We start from the raw sequence: 14,545 nt of genomic DNA on the forward strand, positions 1-14,545 counted from the left end.
GATTGGCTCTACTCCAACCATTCCTTAAAATCCCTAACCCGTTCACGTGCCACAATAACATCCTGTTCCTTAAAACTCCCAAGTTTGATCTGCAATCTGGAATTGGTATAACTAATCATGTCCTTTATGGCATTAATGTTTATAAAAAACTTTCGGTTGATCCTAAAAAAGAGGTCGGGATCAAGTTCCTGTTCCAGCTGCTCCAAAGTGGTATCCAACAAATAGTTCCTTCCGTCTACCGTATGGGCATAAGTCCCTTTGTTTTCACTGTAAAAACACTCAATACTTTCGGTTGTTATCAACTTTAAATGTTGCCCAACCTTTACCGAAAAACGTTTTTTATAATCACGCTCTATAGGGTTGACCAACAGTTTTTTTATGGCGTCAAAATCTAAACTTACCATGCCGTTTTGGGGTAAGCGCTGTTGGTATTTTTCTACAGCCTTGGTAAGCTCTGTGTCGTCAATAGGTTTTAAAAGATAATCTATACTGTTCAACTTAAAAGCTTGTAGGGCATACTCGTCATATGCTGTTGTAAAAATAATAGGTGACGAAATGGAAACAGCTTCAAAGATTTCGAATGACAATCCATCACTTAACTGAATATCTAAAAAAATCAAATCCGGGCTGGGATTGGATTGGAACCAAGCAATGCTCTCTTCCACTGAGTGCAACAAGGTATCGACCTTTACCCCCAATTTATCCAACATGCGCTGTAAACGTCTAGCCGAAGGCTTTTCATCCTCAATTATCAGTGCGTTCATTGCCATTTTTGTTGATCTTTATCCATAAACTCCTTTATTTTCCGTTCTTCCCAATGCTTTCCAAACAAGAGGTCTGGACCAAAGACGCCAAAGGCATGGAACCCGAGACCAACACCCCAAAAAATGGCCGTAGCAAAGGTGCCAAAATTCCAAATGTTCCCATGATTGGCAATGGCAATGGTGATGATGATAAATAAATTGACAATCACGTAAGAGGCCAAATGCCAATAAAACCCTACCAGTTTTTCAACTTTTTTCTTGGCTCTTATATAGGCTTCTTCCTTATAGATATAGGTATCCTCCAAACGTGTTGGGTACTTATCCTTATTTTGATACGTTTCCATAATCAGCTCCATTTTTGTTGATTTTCTTCTTCCTTCATAAACTCCTTAATTTTCCTGCTTTCCCAGTTTTGGCCTAAAATTCCATCGTTTACAAATACATGGTAGGCCTGAAAAATCAGTCCCATGCCCCATCCCAAAAGTGGGAACCAAAACCAATGGAAGCCCCAAAAGGTTTTGTAATTGATGAAGATTAAAAATGGAATTACAAGCACATAAGAGATCAAACTATAATAGAATCCCTTAAGGTTGTCTACGTGTTTTCTGGCTCGCAAATAACTATCGTCAAATTGCGAATTGGGTTGTATAGGTGTTCTCATAACTGACATTTTTTTGGACAGCATTGGGATGGCTACTGAAAACTTCCCTTGCTGTTGGTGAATATTAACGGTTTTGCTGGTAAGCAGATGGTAACGTTGTTTTATATTTTCAAGTCCCACGCCGCTACCTCGTTTAACAATTTGTTTGGGTTGCAGATTATTTTCTACAACGAGCGCTCCTTCACGCTCATAAATAGTAATATACAATGGCTTTGAACTGGTCACCATGTTGTGCTTTACGGCATTTTCCAACAGTAATTGCAAGGATAATGGAACCACCTTATAGTCTGGATTGGAAGCCTTTTCCGGAATATCAAACACAATACTGTCTTCAAAGCGCATCTTAAGCAGGGTCATATAGGTTCTGGCAAAATCCAATTCCTCATCAACGATTACCAGATCTTTATTTTTTTGTTCCAACACATAGCGGTACACTTTGGAAAGCGAGGTGGTAAACTGTTGGGCACTCTCGGGGTTTTCCTCAATTAAACTGGTGAGTACATTTAAACTGTTGAATAAAAAATGGGGATCCAATTGGTTTTTGAGCGCATCGAATTTGGCACTGGCCGTTCCGGCAATGACCTGCTGTTCCTTAATTTTATTCTTTTGGTACCGGTTGTAGAAAAAAATCACATGAAAAACAGCTATCACGGTTAGGGTAATCCAAAGCCCAAACTTATAGGCTTCAGCTGTTTCCTGTTCCCAAAAACTTCCAAAGGAATGCCCATTAAATACCATGGCCGTCAGGGCTCTCAGCACAAACAAACCAATTAGGGTAATGATGGTAGCCCCCAAAACACCTACCACAATACGCTTGAGGTAATGTTTCCATTGAAAGCGCTCCAAATACTGAAAATAGTACATATTGGAGTAACCGAGCACAAAGGCATACAATTGGTAAAACACAAAGTCAATGACATAATCGGTTACACTTTTGTTGGCAAACCCTCCGTAGAGCAAATTGCCAAACACAAAAACAGCACAGCCAATTCCAAAGGCGATAAATACAGATTTCATTGACTTGTTCATGACCTTTTTTTAGTGTTTTTCTTGACAGGATTCTGCCAATAGTTGTTCCAATCTTTGCTGTCCCCAATTTGGATGAAAGGGACTCTCAGGTTTAAAGGTAGCAAAAAGTTCCAAAGCATGGTTTAGGTCTTTGCAAAATGCCGAGGTATCCTGCCCAAAGTATTTGGCACTACCTATTTCCCACTCAGCCTTCCCGTACACCGCCCTAGGATTATTGGGGGCCAATTGCTTGGCTTTACTATACAACTCACTAATTTTTGCTGAGTATTTCATGCCATAAGTCATCCCGTCAAATACCACCCAATTGGTCAGCACATGGGCCTGAAGCACCAAGAGTTCTGGATTGTCTTTGCTAATGCTTTTTGCTGTATTCAAATGCTCTTGGGCCTTGTCCAACTGTGCTTTCAATACAACTGGATCCTTTTCTTCCCAACTTTTCAAGCTATTCATCTGGGCAATGTAGTAATGCGGTAACCATTGGTCTGGTTCGGCGGTGGCAATGCGTTCAAATAAATTTTCGGCCTCAGTCCATTGATTGGACTCCCAAAGGCTAAAGGCTTTTTGCATGCCCTTTTCAAAATTGGATTGTGCTTGGGTGATGCTTCCCAAAAGCAACAAAATGATGTAAATAAAATGTTTCATAACTTTAAGTTTTAATGTTGAAACAAAGATCCTGCGCTTTAGGAAGTTTTTAAAAATAAGTCTACCGAACTGTAACTTTTATAAGTTGAATTGTACTAATTCAATGTTTTTATGACTTAGCGAATAGGTTAAAAAACTTTGTTAGATTTGAAACACAATATTAATTCTTAACCCAAACACCATTATGAACCATATCAAAACAATGATTCTCCTCGCTACTTTTTGCCAACTTGTTAGCTGCAACCTTATGCCTTCCAGCAAAAAGCAACCAACACCTGATTTAAGTGAAGCACTTAAGTTGAATTCCAATAAAGATGTGATACAAAAACTAAAAGGTCAAGACAGCCTTGTGAACTTTAGTTACCAATCAAAATTTTCAAACAGTATCTTCGGGGGCTCTTCCAGCCAACATACCCTAATTGTTAAACTGTTTCCTTATTCAGATTCAAAAAATATATCCAATTCCTATTTGCAAACAAGAAGTTCCGAAATCAAAAACATTTTGGATAAGGAAATGACAACCTTACCTAATTTTGATGACATCGATTTTAAACTTATCTCCAACAAAAAAGAACCCCATCAATTAACATTAAAAATCTAAGCTTTAGACTACTAAAGATTATCCAATTGGTTGGATTTGCCATCATCACTAATGGTCCAGAAAAAACCAATAAAAAAGAACTGATCTGCCCCTGGCAGTAGAGCACGCCTATTGTAATGTCCATTCGCATCTGGCGTATTGGCATATTGGTAACCGTTTACATTTTTAATGCCCAGAACATTATTTACTGATAGATACAGGATTTTTTGCGGACTTATTAAATAGGCCCAATTCACACTTAAACTATTGTAACTTTTAGTTCGGGCTGCCATGAATTTGGTTTGATTTGGATTGTCATAAGGCCTTCCTGAAGCAAAGGTATAACTCAATCCCAACTGACTTTTCCAATCCTCAATCCAATATTTCCCTACTACAGAAAGGTTATGGGCATTGGCATAATTAGGTGTGGCTGCCTCTGGAAAATTCAAATATTTTCGCTTGGTATCCAAATAGGAATAGCTCAACCAATAATCCACATTTTTAAGGCTTTTGTTATCACGCCAAAATACATCCACGCCTTGGGCAAAGCCATCTCCATCGGTTCCAAAATCACTGTCAAAAGTGGGCTGTTGGCCATCATAGGTCAGTAAGTTGTTATAATCCTTTCTATAAGCTTCGGCTCTAAAAATCTTGCCATCCTTTACATACTGATAGTTTAAAATATAATGGGACGTATGTGCAGCCTCCAAGGTCTGATTAAACTTTAAATAATCGTTGGAAGGCGTTTGATAGAATTGCCCATAGGCTAGAGAAAGCTGGCCATTTTTTGAGGTTTTGAAAGCCAAGGACATTCTTGGAGCCACTTCCATACTTTGAAACAAATGATGGTAATCGGCCCTGACTCCAGCCTTTAAAGCCAATTGCTTACTGAAAATAATGTCTGCTTCAGTATAGGCTGCCGAAATGCTGTTACTAAATCCATAACTCACTGCCAGTGCATCTTCCTTAAAGTCTTCATCAAAATTCGTTACAAAAGTTTCACCTCCGAAACTTAACTTCAATCTATTGCTGAAATGCTTTTTCAGTTTCAACTTAAAATGTGCCGATTGCTCTCGATTGTCAATTTTGCTTTCCATAAGCTCAATCTCATTTTTACCCAAGGTATAGCTCACCCCCGAATGTACAGACCATCCGTTTCCCAAAGTTCCTTGATAAGACAGATTGGTATACCAATTTCTATTTTTTAAATGTACATACACCCCTTCCTCATAATTGATGTCCTCTTGGGTCAAGGCAAAACTCCCGGTATCAAAGGCGGTGTAAAATTTCAACAGACCACTATCAAACTGCTGTCTAAATACGGCTTCACCCTGCGCGCCTCTAAAAGGGGTGTCCCAATCGTTCCTATCAGGAAAAATTGCTGCATAGGGCGCTAGGTTGATATAACTGGCATTCACACTTAGGGATCGACGTTTCCATTTTTCGGTATGCCCCAAAGCACCTCCAACCGTCATCACACCAATATCTGTTTTCTCTTGGTCGGGTTCATCAATGGTATTCAGCAACAAAACACTAGACAAGGCTTGTCCATATTCTGCCGAATAGCCTCCTGTGGAAAAGGTAATCCCATCAAACAAAAATGGAGAATAACGCCCCCTGGATGGGGTATTGTTGGTACTGGGTGTATAAGGTGTAAATACCCTAATGCCATCAATAAAAATTTGGGTTTCATCGGCACTCCCGCCTCTTACAAACAAACGCCCATCTTCTGCCACCGTAGAAGTTCCCGGTAAGGTTTGCAACGCACCAACAAAATCACCCAAGGCACTTGCCGTAGTCACCACATCCAAGGGTTTTAAAACTGACACCTTGGAATTATCACCTGCCTCAAAAGTTCCCGCAGAAATCACCACCACATCCAAAGCATTCACCGCTTCCCGCAATACCACTTTCAGGTTTTGCAAGTCTGTGACGGCTTTAGTGACATCTTGGGTTTCGTAAGACACATAGGATACAATCAAATGCACCTGCCCAACTTCAAGCGTCTCAAATTCAAAATGCCCCTCTTCATTACTCGTGGCACCATCATAGGTGCCATCAATATAAATGTTGGCCCCTACAACGGGAAGTCCTTTGGAGTCCACAACTGTTCCCGAAATAAGGTGTTGTGAAAACAGATTACCTGCTACCAGCATTGCCAATAAATAGAGAAGTGATTTCATTATAGGTTCGTTTATTGGTACAAATATCATGAGTGGACAATCCCTTAAAAATTCAAACCCACTGAGTTGTTAGTTTTTAAGGATGAATTGTGCCTCCCCTTGTTATTTCCAAAAAGTGAGTATCTTTAATTTTCATATTTTTCAAATCTAAAATCTCAATTCATGCGAATCCTACTCTTCCTTTTATGTGCTGCTTTAATGTCTTGTGGACATACGTCCTCAGAAAAGAAAATTGACCAAACCTATAAAGAAGAGATTGCTGAATTTTGGACGTCAAAAAATAAGGTGAGAAAGGACAACTATCTACAGTTATCTGGCTTGTTGAAACTCACAGACAGTAGTACTGTTTTTGGTCTGAATGCCAGCAACAAACCTTCCACAACAAAAGAAGACCTACAAACCATTTTGGGAAATTATACCCAACAAGGTGATAGCCTTATATTCATTCCTGCTGAAAATAAAATTATTTTGGTAGAAGCTGATACCATATCAGCTAGACTCCCTATGGTTTTTGATAGCTACGGAAGCTCACAAATGCTACATCAAGAGCATATGAAATGGCAAATTATTACCAGAGGGGAAAACCGCTATATTAGGGTTTGGGATGCAAAAAATCCGGCCATAGATGCTTTTAAAGGCTTTGAAACATTTCCTTTGAACCCGGATTTTATCTTGGAAGGCCAATTCACCTATTACGACCAAACACAAACTAAAGACGTAGAATCCAAATTGGGCTATATGCATGCCACAGATTTTACAGGTTTTGTAAGTTTTGAGTTTGAAGGTAAAGCATACAAACTCGACACCGAAGCCGATGGTTTTATCATGCTTAGTGATGCTACCTCCGGAGGCACCACTTATGGTGGCGGACGCTACTTCGTCTTGAAAATACCAAATACCAACGGGCCGGTTACCATAGATTTCAATAGATTGTATAATCCGCCTTGTGCCTATTGTGCCTTTACAACCTGCTTGTTACCGCCAAGTCAAAACCAATTACCATTTGAAATTTTGGCAGGAGAAACCACTAAGAGATTATAAACATCATCCTATGAAAAAGACAATCTTCCTAATATGTACCGTAGTCTTTACCTTGATAAACTGCGGTTCAAAACCCAATAAAACGCCCCAAAACATGGAACCTTTTATAATTGCTGAAGGCAACCTTTACGGAAATGGAGACGAAGGCATTCCCAAACAACAGCTCATTATTGAAACCGAAGCAGAATGGCATGCTCTAAAAGAACAAATGGATCGTGTAAATCACGTATCGGAGCAATTCACGCTTAAGGATATTAATTTTAAGACCTATCAAGTCATTGCGGTGTTTGAAAATGTGAAAACTACAGGAGGGTACCATATCAACATCGATTTGGAAACTACAAAAACCCAACGCACCGTTACCGTAACCACTAAAGCTCCAGAAGGAATGGCTACAACGGTTATGACCCAACCCTTTAAAATCATGGCCATTCCAAGAATGGAAACACCCATAATATTTCAATAAAAAAAGCACCTCAATGAGGTGCTTCCTTTTAATATATAAAATTGGATGATTACTTTACATCCATCAATTCTACGTCGAATACCAAAGTAGCATCACCAGGAATCACACCTCCAGCACCACGACTCCCATACCCTAAATCACTAGGGATTACAAATCGTGCCTTGTCTCCTACTTGCAACAGACCGATACCTTCATCCCATCCAGCAATCACCTGACCAACACCTACGGTAAATTCCAATGGTTGGTTGCGCTTATAGGAAGAATCGAATACAGTCCCATCGGCCAATTGACCTTTGTAATGCACCGCTACGGTTTTTCCTTTTTCAGCTTTTGTACCGGCTCCTTTTTGAATGATTTGGTAACGCAAACCGCTAGCAGTTTCTTCAAACCCAGCAGCCAATTTATCCAACTCAGCTCTTTTGGCTTCACGCTCGGCAGCAATACGCTCTTCACGAGCACCTTCAAAAGTTCTAAAAGCTTCAATAGCATTAAAGTTTTCAGCAGCCTCACCTACACGGATAATTTCAACGGCATCCATAACATCACCTTGAGCAATAGCATATACCACATCCTGACCTTCAACCACTTTTCCAAATACGGTGTGCATATTGTCCAACCAAGGAGTCTCTACATGCGTGATAAAAAACTGGCTACCATTGGTTCCAGGACCGGCATTGGCCATAGACAATACACCAGGACCATCGTGCTTCAAGTCTGGGTGGAATTCATCGTCAAATTTATATCCTGGATTTCCAGTTCCAGTTCCTTGAGGACATCCTCCTTGAATCATAAAGTCTGGAATTACCCTGTGGAATTTTAGACCATTATAATAAGGATTCCCTTGTGGCTTTGCCGAATTTTCCAAATTTCCTTCTGCCAAGGCTACAAAGTTTCCTACCGTTCCCGGTACTTTTTCAAATTCTAAAGCAACCAATATGTCGCCTTTGCTTGTATTAAATTTTGCGTATAAACCGTCTTGCATTGTCTTTGTATTTTATTTCGATGCGCAAAGATACTAAACTATGGTTGAAGCAGAAAGCTTCCCTTAAGAAGATGCAATAACCAAAAGATAAAATCACTTAAGAAAAACAGTCATCATTTATCTCCAATACAGTTTGGATAGGCTTGACCTAAAACCTAGATTTGCACTTTCTCTAACAAACACTTATGAAATTTTCACTTACCAAACTAAAAGCGGCCTTTGGAGATCCCAGAGCCATGGAAAAATTACATGTAGACTCCTATACAGAAAGCATTATTAACGATATTAAGGATGAGCCTTTTGCAGTTGGCGCAGAGAATGTTTGCTACGCGGGTTTCAATGAATTGGGAGGCTACCATTTTTTACAGACCATTATCGTTGGTAGCTTTCATATCAAAACCATTAAAGGAGCTCGATTGACCATAAATGGCAAAGATTTCAAAATGGTGATGACTTCCGATATGGAAGAATTGGAATCTGAACATTCCAACGTTTCCAACCGAAGCATCACACGCATCGATTTTGCCATTGAAAAGGAAGACATGGCTAAATTTAAAAAATCCCGTATCCAAAGTTTGTTGTTGGAAGCCAAAAAACACCGCATTGCTTTTGATATCTATAAACCTTCAAAAGAAGCTTAATTATATGTTGGCATTGACTGCCTCGAATCTACGATTTCAAAAGGGGGTGAAACGAATGAAGGAACCGTTTCACCTGTAATAAGATTCCTCCTTTGTCGGAATGACAGAAGCCCAACAAAAAAGGGAGCCGTTGGCTCCCTTCACTATTTACTTTTTACTGTTTACTGTGAATAGGTAACACTAATTAATTCGCCACCTCACTGATAAACTTGATACGATACAGGCGCAATTCCTCATCATCATAATCTCCATCAAACTCTTCGATGGCATCAGAAATTTTATCGGTTTCAGAATCCATAAAGTACTCATGGATTTCTTCCTGTTGGTCTTCATCCAAGATTTCATCGATCCAATAATCGATATTCAATTTGGTTCCCGAGTACACAATGGCCTCCATCTCCTTAATAAACTCTTCCATACTCATTCCTTTGGAAGCAGCAATATCATCCAATGGTAACTTTCTGTCAACATTTTGAATGATAAAGAGTTTTAAGGCCGAATTGGTTCCAGTACTTTTCACCACCATATCGTCCGGACGAATGATATCGTTTTCCTCTACATATCGGGCTATTAAGTCTATAAAGTCCTTTCCATATTTTTTAGCCTTTCCTTCCCCAACACCATGCACATAACTCAATTCTTCAAGGGTCATTGGGTATTTAAGGGCCATATCTTCCAGAGAAGGATCCTGAAAAATCACAAAAGGCGGTACGCCTAACTTTTTGGCATTGCGCTTCCGTAAATCCTTAAGCATCCCCATCAATTTGGCATCTGCAACAGCCCCTCCCGTCTTGGCAGCCGTTACTATACTATCATCGGTGGTTTCATCAAACACATGGTCTTCGGTCATCATAAAGGAGATAGGGTCATTTAAATAATCCTTCCCTTCTTTTGACAATCGCATTACCCCATAAGTTTCGATGTCTTTCTTTAGATATCCCGCCACCAATAACTGACGGATCAAGGCCATCCAATAACGTTTATCATGATGGCTTCCAATTCCGAAGAAAGGCTGTTCATCAGTTTTATGGGAAGCAATCAAAGCGTTGGAACGACCTAACAATACTTGAACTAAATCCTTGGCCTTATATTTTTCATTGGTCTTTTTAACAGTATCCAAAATGGTGACCACATCCTCTTGGGCTTCGTGCTGCTTCTTAGGATGTCTTACATTATCATCCATGTCTCCACCTTCACCGGTGGCATTATCGAACTCTTCCCCAAAATAATGAAGAATGAATTTACGACGCGACACCGAACTTTCTGCAAAAGCTACGACCTCTTGCAAAAGGGCATGCCCTATTTCCTGTTCGGCTACCGGCTTCCCGGCCATAAACTTCTCTAACTTCTCAATATCCTTATAGGCATAAAACGCCAAACAATGACCTTCACCCCCATCACGTCCCGCTCTACCAGTTTCTTGATAGTAACTTTCAATACTTTTTGGCATGTCGTGGTGAATCACAAAACGCACATCAGGTTTGTCAATCCCCATTCCAAAAGCAATGGTGGCCACTACCACATCCACATCTTCCATCAAAAACATGTCCTGATGCTTAACCCTTGTTTTTGGATCCAGTCCGGCATGATAAGGCACGGCCTTAATACCATTCACCTGAAGCACTTGGGCCAATTCCTCCACACGTTTTCTACTCAAACAATATACAATCCCCGATTTCCCTTCATTCTGCTTGATAAATCGAATGATATCGGCATCTACCTGTTTGGTCTTAGGACGGACCTCATAGTATAAGTTAGGACGATTAAAGGAGGCCTTGAATAAATTGGCATCGGTGATGTCCAAACTCTTAAGAATGTCTTCCTGTACTTTTGGCGTGGCTGTAGCAGTCAAACCAATAATGGGAATATTTTCCCCAATACGTTTAATGATGTGTCGCAGATTGCGATACTCTGGTCTAAAATCATGTCCCCACTCACTAATACAGTGGGCCTCATCTACCGCCATAAAGGAAATTGGTACCGATCGTAAAAACTCTACGGTTTCTTCCTTGGTCAACGACTCAGGCGCTACATATAATAATTTGGTAATGCCGCTAGTGATATCCGATTTTACGCGGCGAACTTCTGTTTTGTTAAGTGATGAATTCAGTACATGAGCGATGCCTTCATTGTCCGAAATCCCCCTAATAGCGTCAACCTGGTTCTTCATTAACGCAATTAATGGAGATACGATAATGGCTGTTCCGTCCTTGATTAGGGCTGGAAGTTGATAGCATAACGACTTCCCGCCTCCGGTAGGCATGATCACAAACGTATTATGGCCATCAACAATACTTTGAATTACAGGCTCTTGCAATCCCTTGAATTTTGAAAACCCAAAGTACTGCTTAAGTGCTGAATGCAAGTCAATTTCTTTGATACTCATTAATCCCTATTAGTATTTTATATACATTTGCATTTGATTAAAGATATGAATTTCTTTAACCGCTTCAAACCATAAAATTAATAAATTTTGAACATAAAAAGCGACATCCTCAAAACTGCGAAAAGAACCATTGATTTAGAGCGGGATGCCATAGACAACCTAGGAAAATTGCTTAACGACGATTTTGCCGATGCCGTGTCTTTAATATACAATTCCAAAGGCCGTGTCATCATTACCGGTATAGGAAAAAGTGCCATTATTGCCAATAAAATTGTAGCCACCCTTAACTCCACAGGAACACCTGCCGTATTTATGCATGCGGCCGATGCCATTCACGGAGACTTGGGACTGATTTTGGAGGACGATGTTGTGATTTGTATTTCCAAAAGCGGGAATACCCCAGAAATCAAGGTATTGGTCCCACTTATTAAGAACGCCAAAAACAAAATGATTGCCATAACTGGCAACGAAAACTCCTTTTTGGGGCAACAGGCCGATTATATCTTGAATGCCTATGTGGAACATGAGGCTTGCCCAAACAATTTGGCGCCTACTACCAGTACCACAGCCCAGTTGGTTATCGGAGACGCTTTGGCCATTTGCCTGTTGGAACTAAGAGAGTTTACAAGCAGGGATTTTGCCAAATACCACCCAGGTGGAGCCTTAGGCAAACGCCTCTATTTAAGGGTCAACGACCTTTCCTCTTTAAACCAAAAACCTCAGGTAGCCCCAGATACTAACTTGAAAGAGGTCATCATTGAAATATCAGAAAAAATGTTGGGAGTTACCGCGGTTGTGGAAAACGATACTATTATAGGCATCATTACGGATGGTGACTTAAGACGTATGCTTACCAAAAACGATTCCTTTATGCATCTTACCGCAAAAGACATCATGAGCAGTAATCCAAAGCGCATAAATGCCGAAGCTATGGCTGTAGATGCTATGGAACTCATGGAAGCCAATGGCATCTCACAATTATTGGTGGAAGAAAAAGGAAAGTATGCCGGCGTAGTACATTTACATGATCTGATTAAAGAAGGAATTATCTAATGGCAAAAAAGAACGTAAACGAAATGTCCTTTTTGGATCACCTTGAAGATCTAAGATGGCATTTAATAAGAATTACCTTGGCCATTCTATTGGGTGGAGTTGTGGCCTTTTTAATGAGCGATTTCATTTTTGACACCATCATTTTTGGCCCCAAAAAAATGAGTTTCCCTACCTACAAGTACCTTTGCCAAATCTCTCAATTTATAGGAATAGATACCACCTTTTGCGCTGATGAATTGCCATTCAGGATACAAAACCGTACCATGGGTGGACAGTTTTCGGCCCACGTGTGGACCTCTATATATGCAGGTTTAATCATTGCATTTCCATATATAGTGTATCAATTATGGCACTTTATAAGCCCTGGCTTGCATCCCAACGAGCGCAAACATTCCCGTGGTTTTATTGTCATTACCTCATTACTATTCTTTTTAGGGGTGTTGTTTGGTTATTATGTGGTTACACCGCTATCCATTAATTTCTTGGGAACCTACAACGTAAGTGCCGAAATTTCCAATGAAATAGACGTCAGCTCCTACGTGGCTTTGGTTAGGTCCTCCTCCTTGGCCTCTGGTTTTGTATTTGAGCTGCCCATCATCATCTATTTTTTAACTAAAGTAGGTTTGGTAACCCCAAAATTCTTAAAAAAATACCGCAAGTTTGCCTTGGTGTTGGTATTGATTCTCTCTGCCATTATTACACCTCCAGACATTGCCAGTCAAGTTATTGTGGCCATCCCAATTTTGCTCCTGTACCAAGTGAGTATCTATATTTCGGCATTAGTTATTAAAAAACAAAAACGACAAACATCTCATGGCTGATTTAGTAAACGAGTTCAATGACTACCGCAGTAGAATGAACGATAAGATCTTGGCCGACAACAACAAGATCATCAAACGCATCTTTAACCTAGACACCAATGCCTTTACGGAAGGCGCATTGGACGTGAAAACTAAAGAATTGTTGGGTTTGGTCGCCTCTGCAGTACTGCGCTGCGACGACTGTATCAAATACCATTTGCAGACAGCCTATAACGAAGGCCTAACCAAAGAAGAAGTGAGCGAAGCTTTGGGCATTGCCACTCTGGTGGGCGGCACCATTGTCATTCCGCATTTGCGTCGTGCCTACGAATTTTGGGAAGCCTTGGAAAATCAGGAATAACTACTAGTCCCACCTTGTTTTCAAGCAAATGATTACTAATTTTCGGCCTATGTTTCCGTGCCAAATAATAAAATTAAAAATTGTAAGTTTGCCTTCATAGAAGGAATGAAGAAAAAATAAGCCTGTGAAATTAAGAGCCGAACATTTAATGAAGTCCTATAGTGGACGTAAGGTTGTAAAAGATGTTTCCTTGGAAGTCAACCAAGGAGAAATTGTTGGATTATTGGGACCTAACGGTGCTGGTAAAACGACTTCCTTCTACATGATTGTTGGGCTTATCAAACCCAATGGAGGTACTATTTACCTGGATAATACCGAAATTACCCATTATCCCATGTACAAAAGGGCCCAAAATGGGATTGGCTATTTGGCACAGGAAGCTTCTGTATTCCGTAAGCTGAGTATTGAAGACAACATTTTAAGTGTGCTGCAATTGACCAAAATGAGCAAAAAAGAGCAATTGCACAAAATGGAATCGCTTATTGATGAATTCAGTTTGGGGCATATCCGTAAAAACCGTGGTGACCTATTGTCTGGAGGAGAACGCCGTCGTACGGAAATTGCAAGGGCCTTGGCTACAAACCCTAATTTCATCTTATTGGATGAGCCTTTTGCAGGGGTGGATCCCGTAGCGGTAGAGGATATTCAGCGTATTGTGGCTCAATTGACCAAAAAGAACATCGGAATCCTCATTACAGACCATAACGTACAGGAAACCTTAGCCATTACAGACCGTACTTATTTAATGTTTGAAGGAAGTATCCTGAAAGCCGGAGAACCTGAAGAACTAGCCGCCGATGAAATGGTGCGCAAAGTTTACTTGGGGCAAAACTTCGAGCTCCGTAAAAAGAAATTGCACTTTTAAGGACTTACTATTTTGTCATTGACTGCGAGGAATCTTCGATTTCAGAATGAAGTGGAACCTTTTGAAGAATCTAAATGCTTCATTCATCCCA

15 protein-coding genes are annotated in these 14,545 nt (G+C 40.2%); 8 read left to right on the forward strand and 7 right to left on the reverse strand.

Annotated elements, in window-relative coordinates; genetic code table 11:
• Positions 1-8: 8 nt before the first annotated feature.
• From ZA05_RS03860 to ZA05_RS03875, 4 genes are read right to left on the reverse strand one after another with little or no spacing between them, the layout of a single operon-like run.
• Positions 9-764, reverse strand: coding sequence for a LytTR family DNA-binding domain-containing protein (locus ZA05_RS03860; protein ID WP_053990363.1), 756 nt, complete (start codon positions 762-764; stop codon positions 9-11).
• Entirely contained in the window at positions 761-1,108 is a 348-nt protein-coding gene (locus tag ZA05_RS03865; RefSeq protein WP_053990402.1) for a 2TM domain-containing protein, read from the reverse strand. The genes ZA05_RS03860 and ZA05_RS03865 overlap by 4 nt, the downstream gene beginning before the upstream one ends.
• 2 nt (positions 1,109-1,110) lie before the next feature.
• Positions 1,111-2,454, reverse strand: coding sequence for a histidine kinase (locus ZA05_RS03870; protein ID WP_053990364.1), 1,344 nt, complete (start codon positions 2,452-2,454; stop codon positions 1,111-1,113).
• 9 nt (positions 2,455-2,463) lie between these two features.
• Positions 2,464-3,096 (reverse strand): M48 family metallopeptidase, encoded by a 633-nt coding sequence (locus ZA05_RS03875; RefSeq protein WP_053990365.1) that lies wholly within the window; start codon positions 3,094-3,096, stop codon positions 2,464-2,466.
• A 247-nt stretch (positions 3,097-3,343) separates the two neighbouring features.
• Between ZA05_RS03875 and ZA05_RS03880 the strand changes: the two genes are divergently transcribed.
• Positions 3,344-3,697, forward strand: coding sequence for a hypothetical protein (locus tag ZA05_RS03880; protein ID WP_053990366.1), 354 nt, complete (start codon positions 3,344-3,346; stop codon positions 3,695-3,697).
• A gap of 11 nt (positions 3,698-3,708) precedes the next feature.
• Here ZA05_RS03880 and ZA05_RS03885 read toward each other — a convergent pair whose 3' ends face one another.
• Positions 3,709-5,859, reverse strand: a complete 2,151-nt coding sequence (locus ZA05_RS03885) for a TonB-dependent receptor (protein ID WP_053990367.1) — start codon at positions 5,857-5,859, stop codon at positions 3,709-3,711.
• 162 nt (positions 5,860-6,021) lie between these two features.
• Between ZA05_RS03885 and ZA05_RS03890 the strand changes: the two genes are divergently transcribed.
• Both ZA05_RS03890 and ZA05_RS03895 read left to right on the forward strand, forming a co-directional pair.
• Positions 6,022-6,900: a DUF1684 domain-containing protein gene (locus tag ZA05_RS03890; RefSeq protein WP_082333660.1), complete on the forward strand. Its 879-nt coding sequence runs from the start codon at positions 6,022-6,024 to the stop codon at positions 6,898-6,900.
• Between the two features lie 10 nt (positions 6,901-6,910).
• Positions 6,911-7,366, forward strand: a complete 456-nt coding sequence (locus ZA05_RS03895) for a protease complex subunit PrcB family protein (protein WP_053990369.1) — start codon at positions 6,911-6,913, stop codon at positions 7,364-7,366.
• 49 nt (positions 7,367-7,415) lie between these two features.
• Here the strand turns inward: ZA05_RS03895 and ZA05_RS03900 are convergent, their stop codons facing one another.
• Complete coding sequence (locus ZA05_RS03900) at positions 7,416-8,348, reverse strand: peptidylprolyl isomerase (RefSeq protein WP_053990370.1); 933 nt, start codon at positions 8,346-8,348, stop codon at positions 7,416-7,418.
• 185 nt (positions 8,349-8,533) lie between these two features.
• Here ZA05_RS03900 and ZA05_RS03905 point away from each other — a divergent pair, with 185 nt between their 5' ends.
• Entirely contained in the window at positions 8,534-8,989 is a 456-nt protein-coding gene (locus ZA05_RS03905) for a hypothetical protein (protein WP_053990371.1), read from the forward strand.
• Positions 8,990-9,173: 184 nt separating this feature from the next.
• Here ZA05_RS03905 and ZA05_RS03910 read toward each other — a convergent pair whose 3' ends face one another.
• Complete coding sequence (locus tag ZA05_RS03910) at positions 9,174-11,375, reverse strand: ATP-dependent DNA helicase RecQ (RefSeq protein ID WP_053990372.1); 2,202 nt, start codon at positions 11,373-11,375, stop codon at positions 9,174-9,176.
• A gap of 87 nt (positions 11,376-11,462) precedes the next feature.
• On the opposite strand from ZA05_RS03910, the gene ZA05_RS03915 reads away from it, so the two are divergent.
• The 4 genes from ZA05_RS03915 to lptB all read left to right on the forward strand — a co-directional run bounded on the left by ZA05_RS03915 (position 11,463) and on the right by lptB (position 14,454).
• Positions 11,463-12,428 carry an SIS domain-containing protein gene (locus ZA05_RS03915; RefSeq protein WP_053990373.1) on the forward strand — a complete coding sequence of 322 codons (966 nt, stop codon included), beginning with the start codon at positions 11,463-11,465 and terminating at the stop codon, positions 12,426-12,428.
• Entirely contained in the window at positions 12,428-13,249 is an 822-nt protein-coding gene (tatC, locus tag ZA05_RS03920) for a twin-arginine translocase subunit TatC (RefSeq protein ID WP_053990374.1), read from the forward strand. The genes ZA05_RS03915 and tatC overlap by 1 nt, the downstream gene beginning before the upstream one ends.
• On the forward strand, positions 13,242-13,589 hold the full coding sequence (locus tag ZA05_RS03925; RefSeq protein WP_053990375.1) for a carboxymuconolactone decarboxylase family protein: 348 nt from the start codon (positions 13,242-13,244) through the stop codon (positions 13,587-13,589). The genes tatC and ZA05_RS03925 overlap by 8 nt, the downstream gene beginning before the upstream one ends.
• A gap of 124 nt (positions 13,590-13,713) precedes the next feature.
• Positions 13,714-14,454, forward strand: coding sequence for an LPS export ABC transporter ATP-binding protein (gene lptB / locus ZA05_RS03930; protein WP_053990376.1), 741 nt, complete (start codon positions 13,714-13,716; stop codon positions 14,452-14,454).
• Positions 14,455-14,545 lie beyond the last annotated feature (91 nt).

The sequence above is a fragment of the Mangrovimonas sp. TPBH4 genome, assembly GCF_001280505.1.
In the GTDB taxonomy this organism is placed as follows: Bacteria; Bacteroidota; Bacteroidia; order Flavobacteriales; family Flavobacteriaceae; genus Mangrovimonas_A.

Bases quoted from the DNA above. Each gene is read 5' to 3' on its own strand.
- ZA05_RS03905 (WP_053990371.1), top strand. From the start codon at position 8,534: ATGAAATTTTCACTTACCAAACTAAAAGCGGCCTTTGGAGATCCCAGA.
- ZA05_RS03900 (WP_053990370.1), bottom strand. From the start codon at position 8,348: ATGCAAGACGGTTTATACGCAAAATTTAATACAAGCAAAGGCGACATA.
- ZA05_RS03895 (WP_053990369.1), top strand. From the start codon at position 6,911: ATGAAAAAGACAATCTTCCTAATATGTACCGTAGTCTTTACCTTGATA.
- ZA05_RS03865 (WP_053990402.1), bottom strand. From the start codon at position 1,108: ATGGAAACGTATCAAAATAAGGATAAGTACCCAACACGTTTGGAGGAT.
- ZA05_RS03870 (WP_053990364.1), bottom strand. From the start codon at position 2,454: ATGAACAAGTCAATGAAATCTGTATTTATCGCCTTTGGAATTGGCTGT.
- ZA05_RS03890 (WP_082333660.1), top strand. From the start codon at position 6,022: ATGCGAATCCTACTCTTCCTTTTATGTGCTGCTTTAATGTCTTGTGGA.
- ZA05_RS03925 (WP_053990375.1), top strand. From the start codon at position 13,242: ATGGCTGATTTAGTAAACGAGTTCAATGACTACCGCAGTAGAATGAAC.
- ZA05_RS03885 (WP_053990367.1), bottom strand. From the start codon at position 5,859: ATGAAATCACTTCTCTATTTATTGGCAATGCTGGTAGCAGGTAATCTG.
- ZA05_RS03880 (WP_053990366.1), top strand. From the start codon at position 3,344: ATGCCTTCCAGCAAAAAGCAACCAACACCTGATTTAAGTGAAGCACTT.
- tatC (WP_053990374.1), top strand. From the start codon at position 12,428: ATGGCAAAAAAGAACGTAAACGAAATGTCCTTTTTGGATCACCTTGAA.
- ZA05_RS03875 (WP_053990365.1), bottom strand. From the start codon at position 3,096: ATGAAACATTTTATTTACATCATTTTGTTGCTTTTGGGAAGCATCACC.
- ZA05_RS03860 (WP_053990363.1), bottom strand. From the start codon at position 764: ATGAACGCACTGATAATTGAGGATGAAAAGCCTTCGGCTAGACGTTTA.
- ZA05_RS03910 (WP_053990372.1), bottom strand. From the start codon at position 11,375: ATGAGTATCAAAGAAATTGACTTGCATTCAGCACTTAAGCAGTACTTT.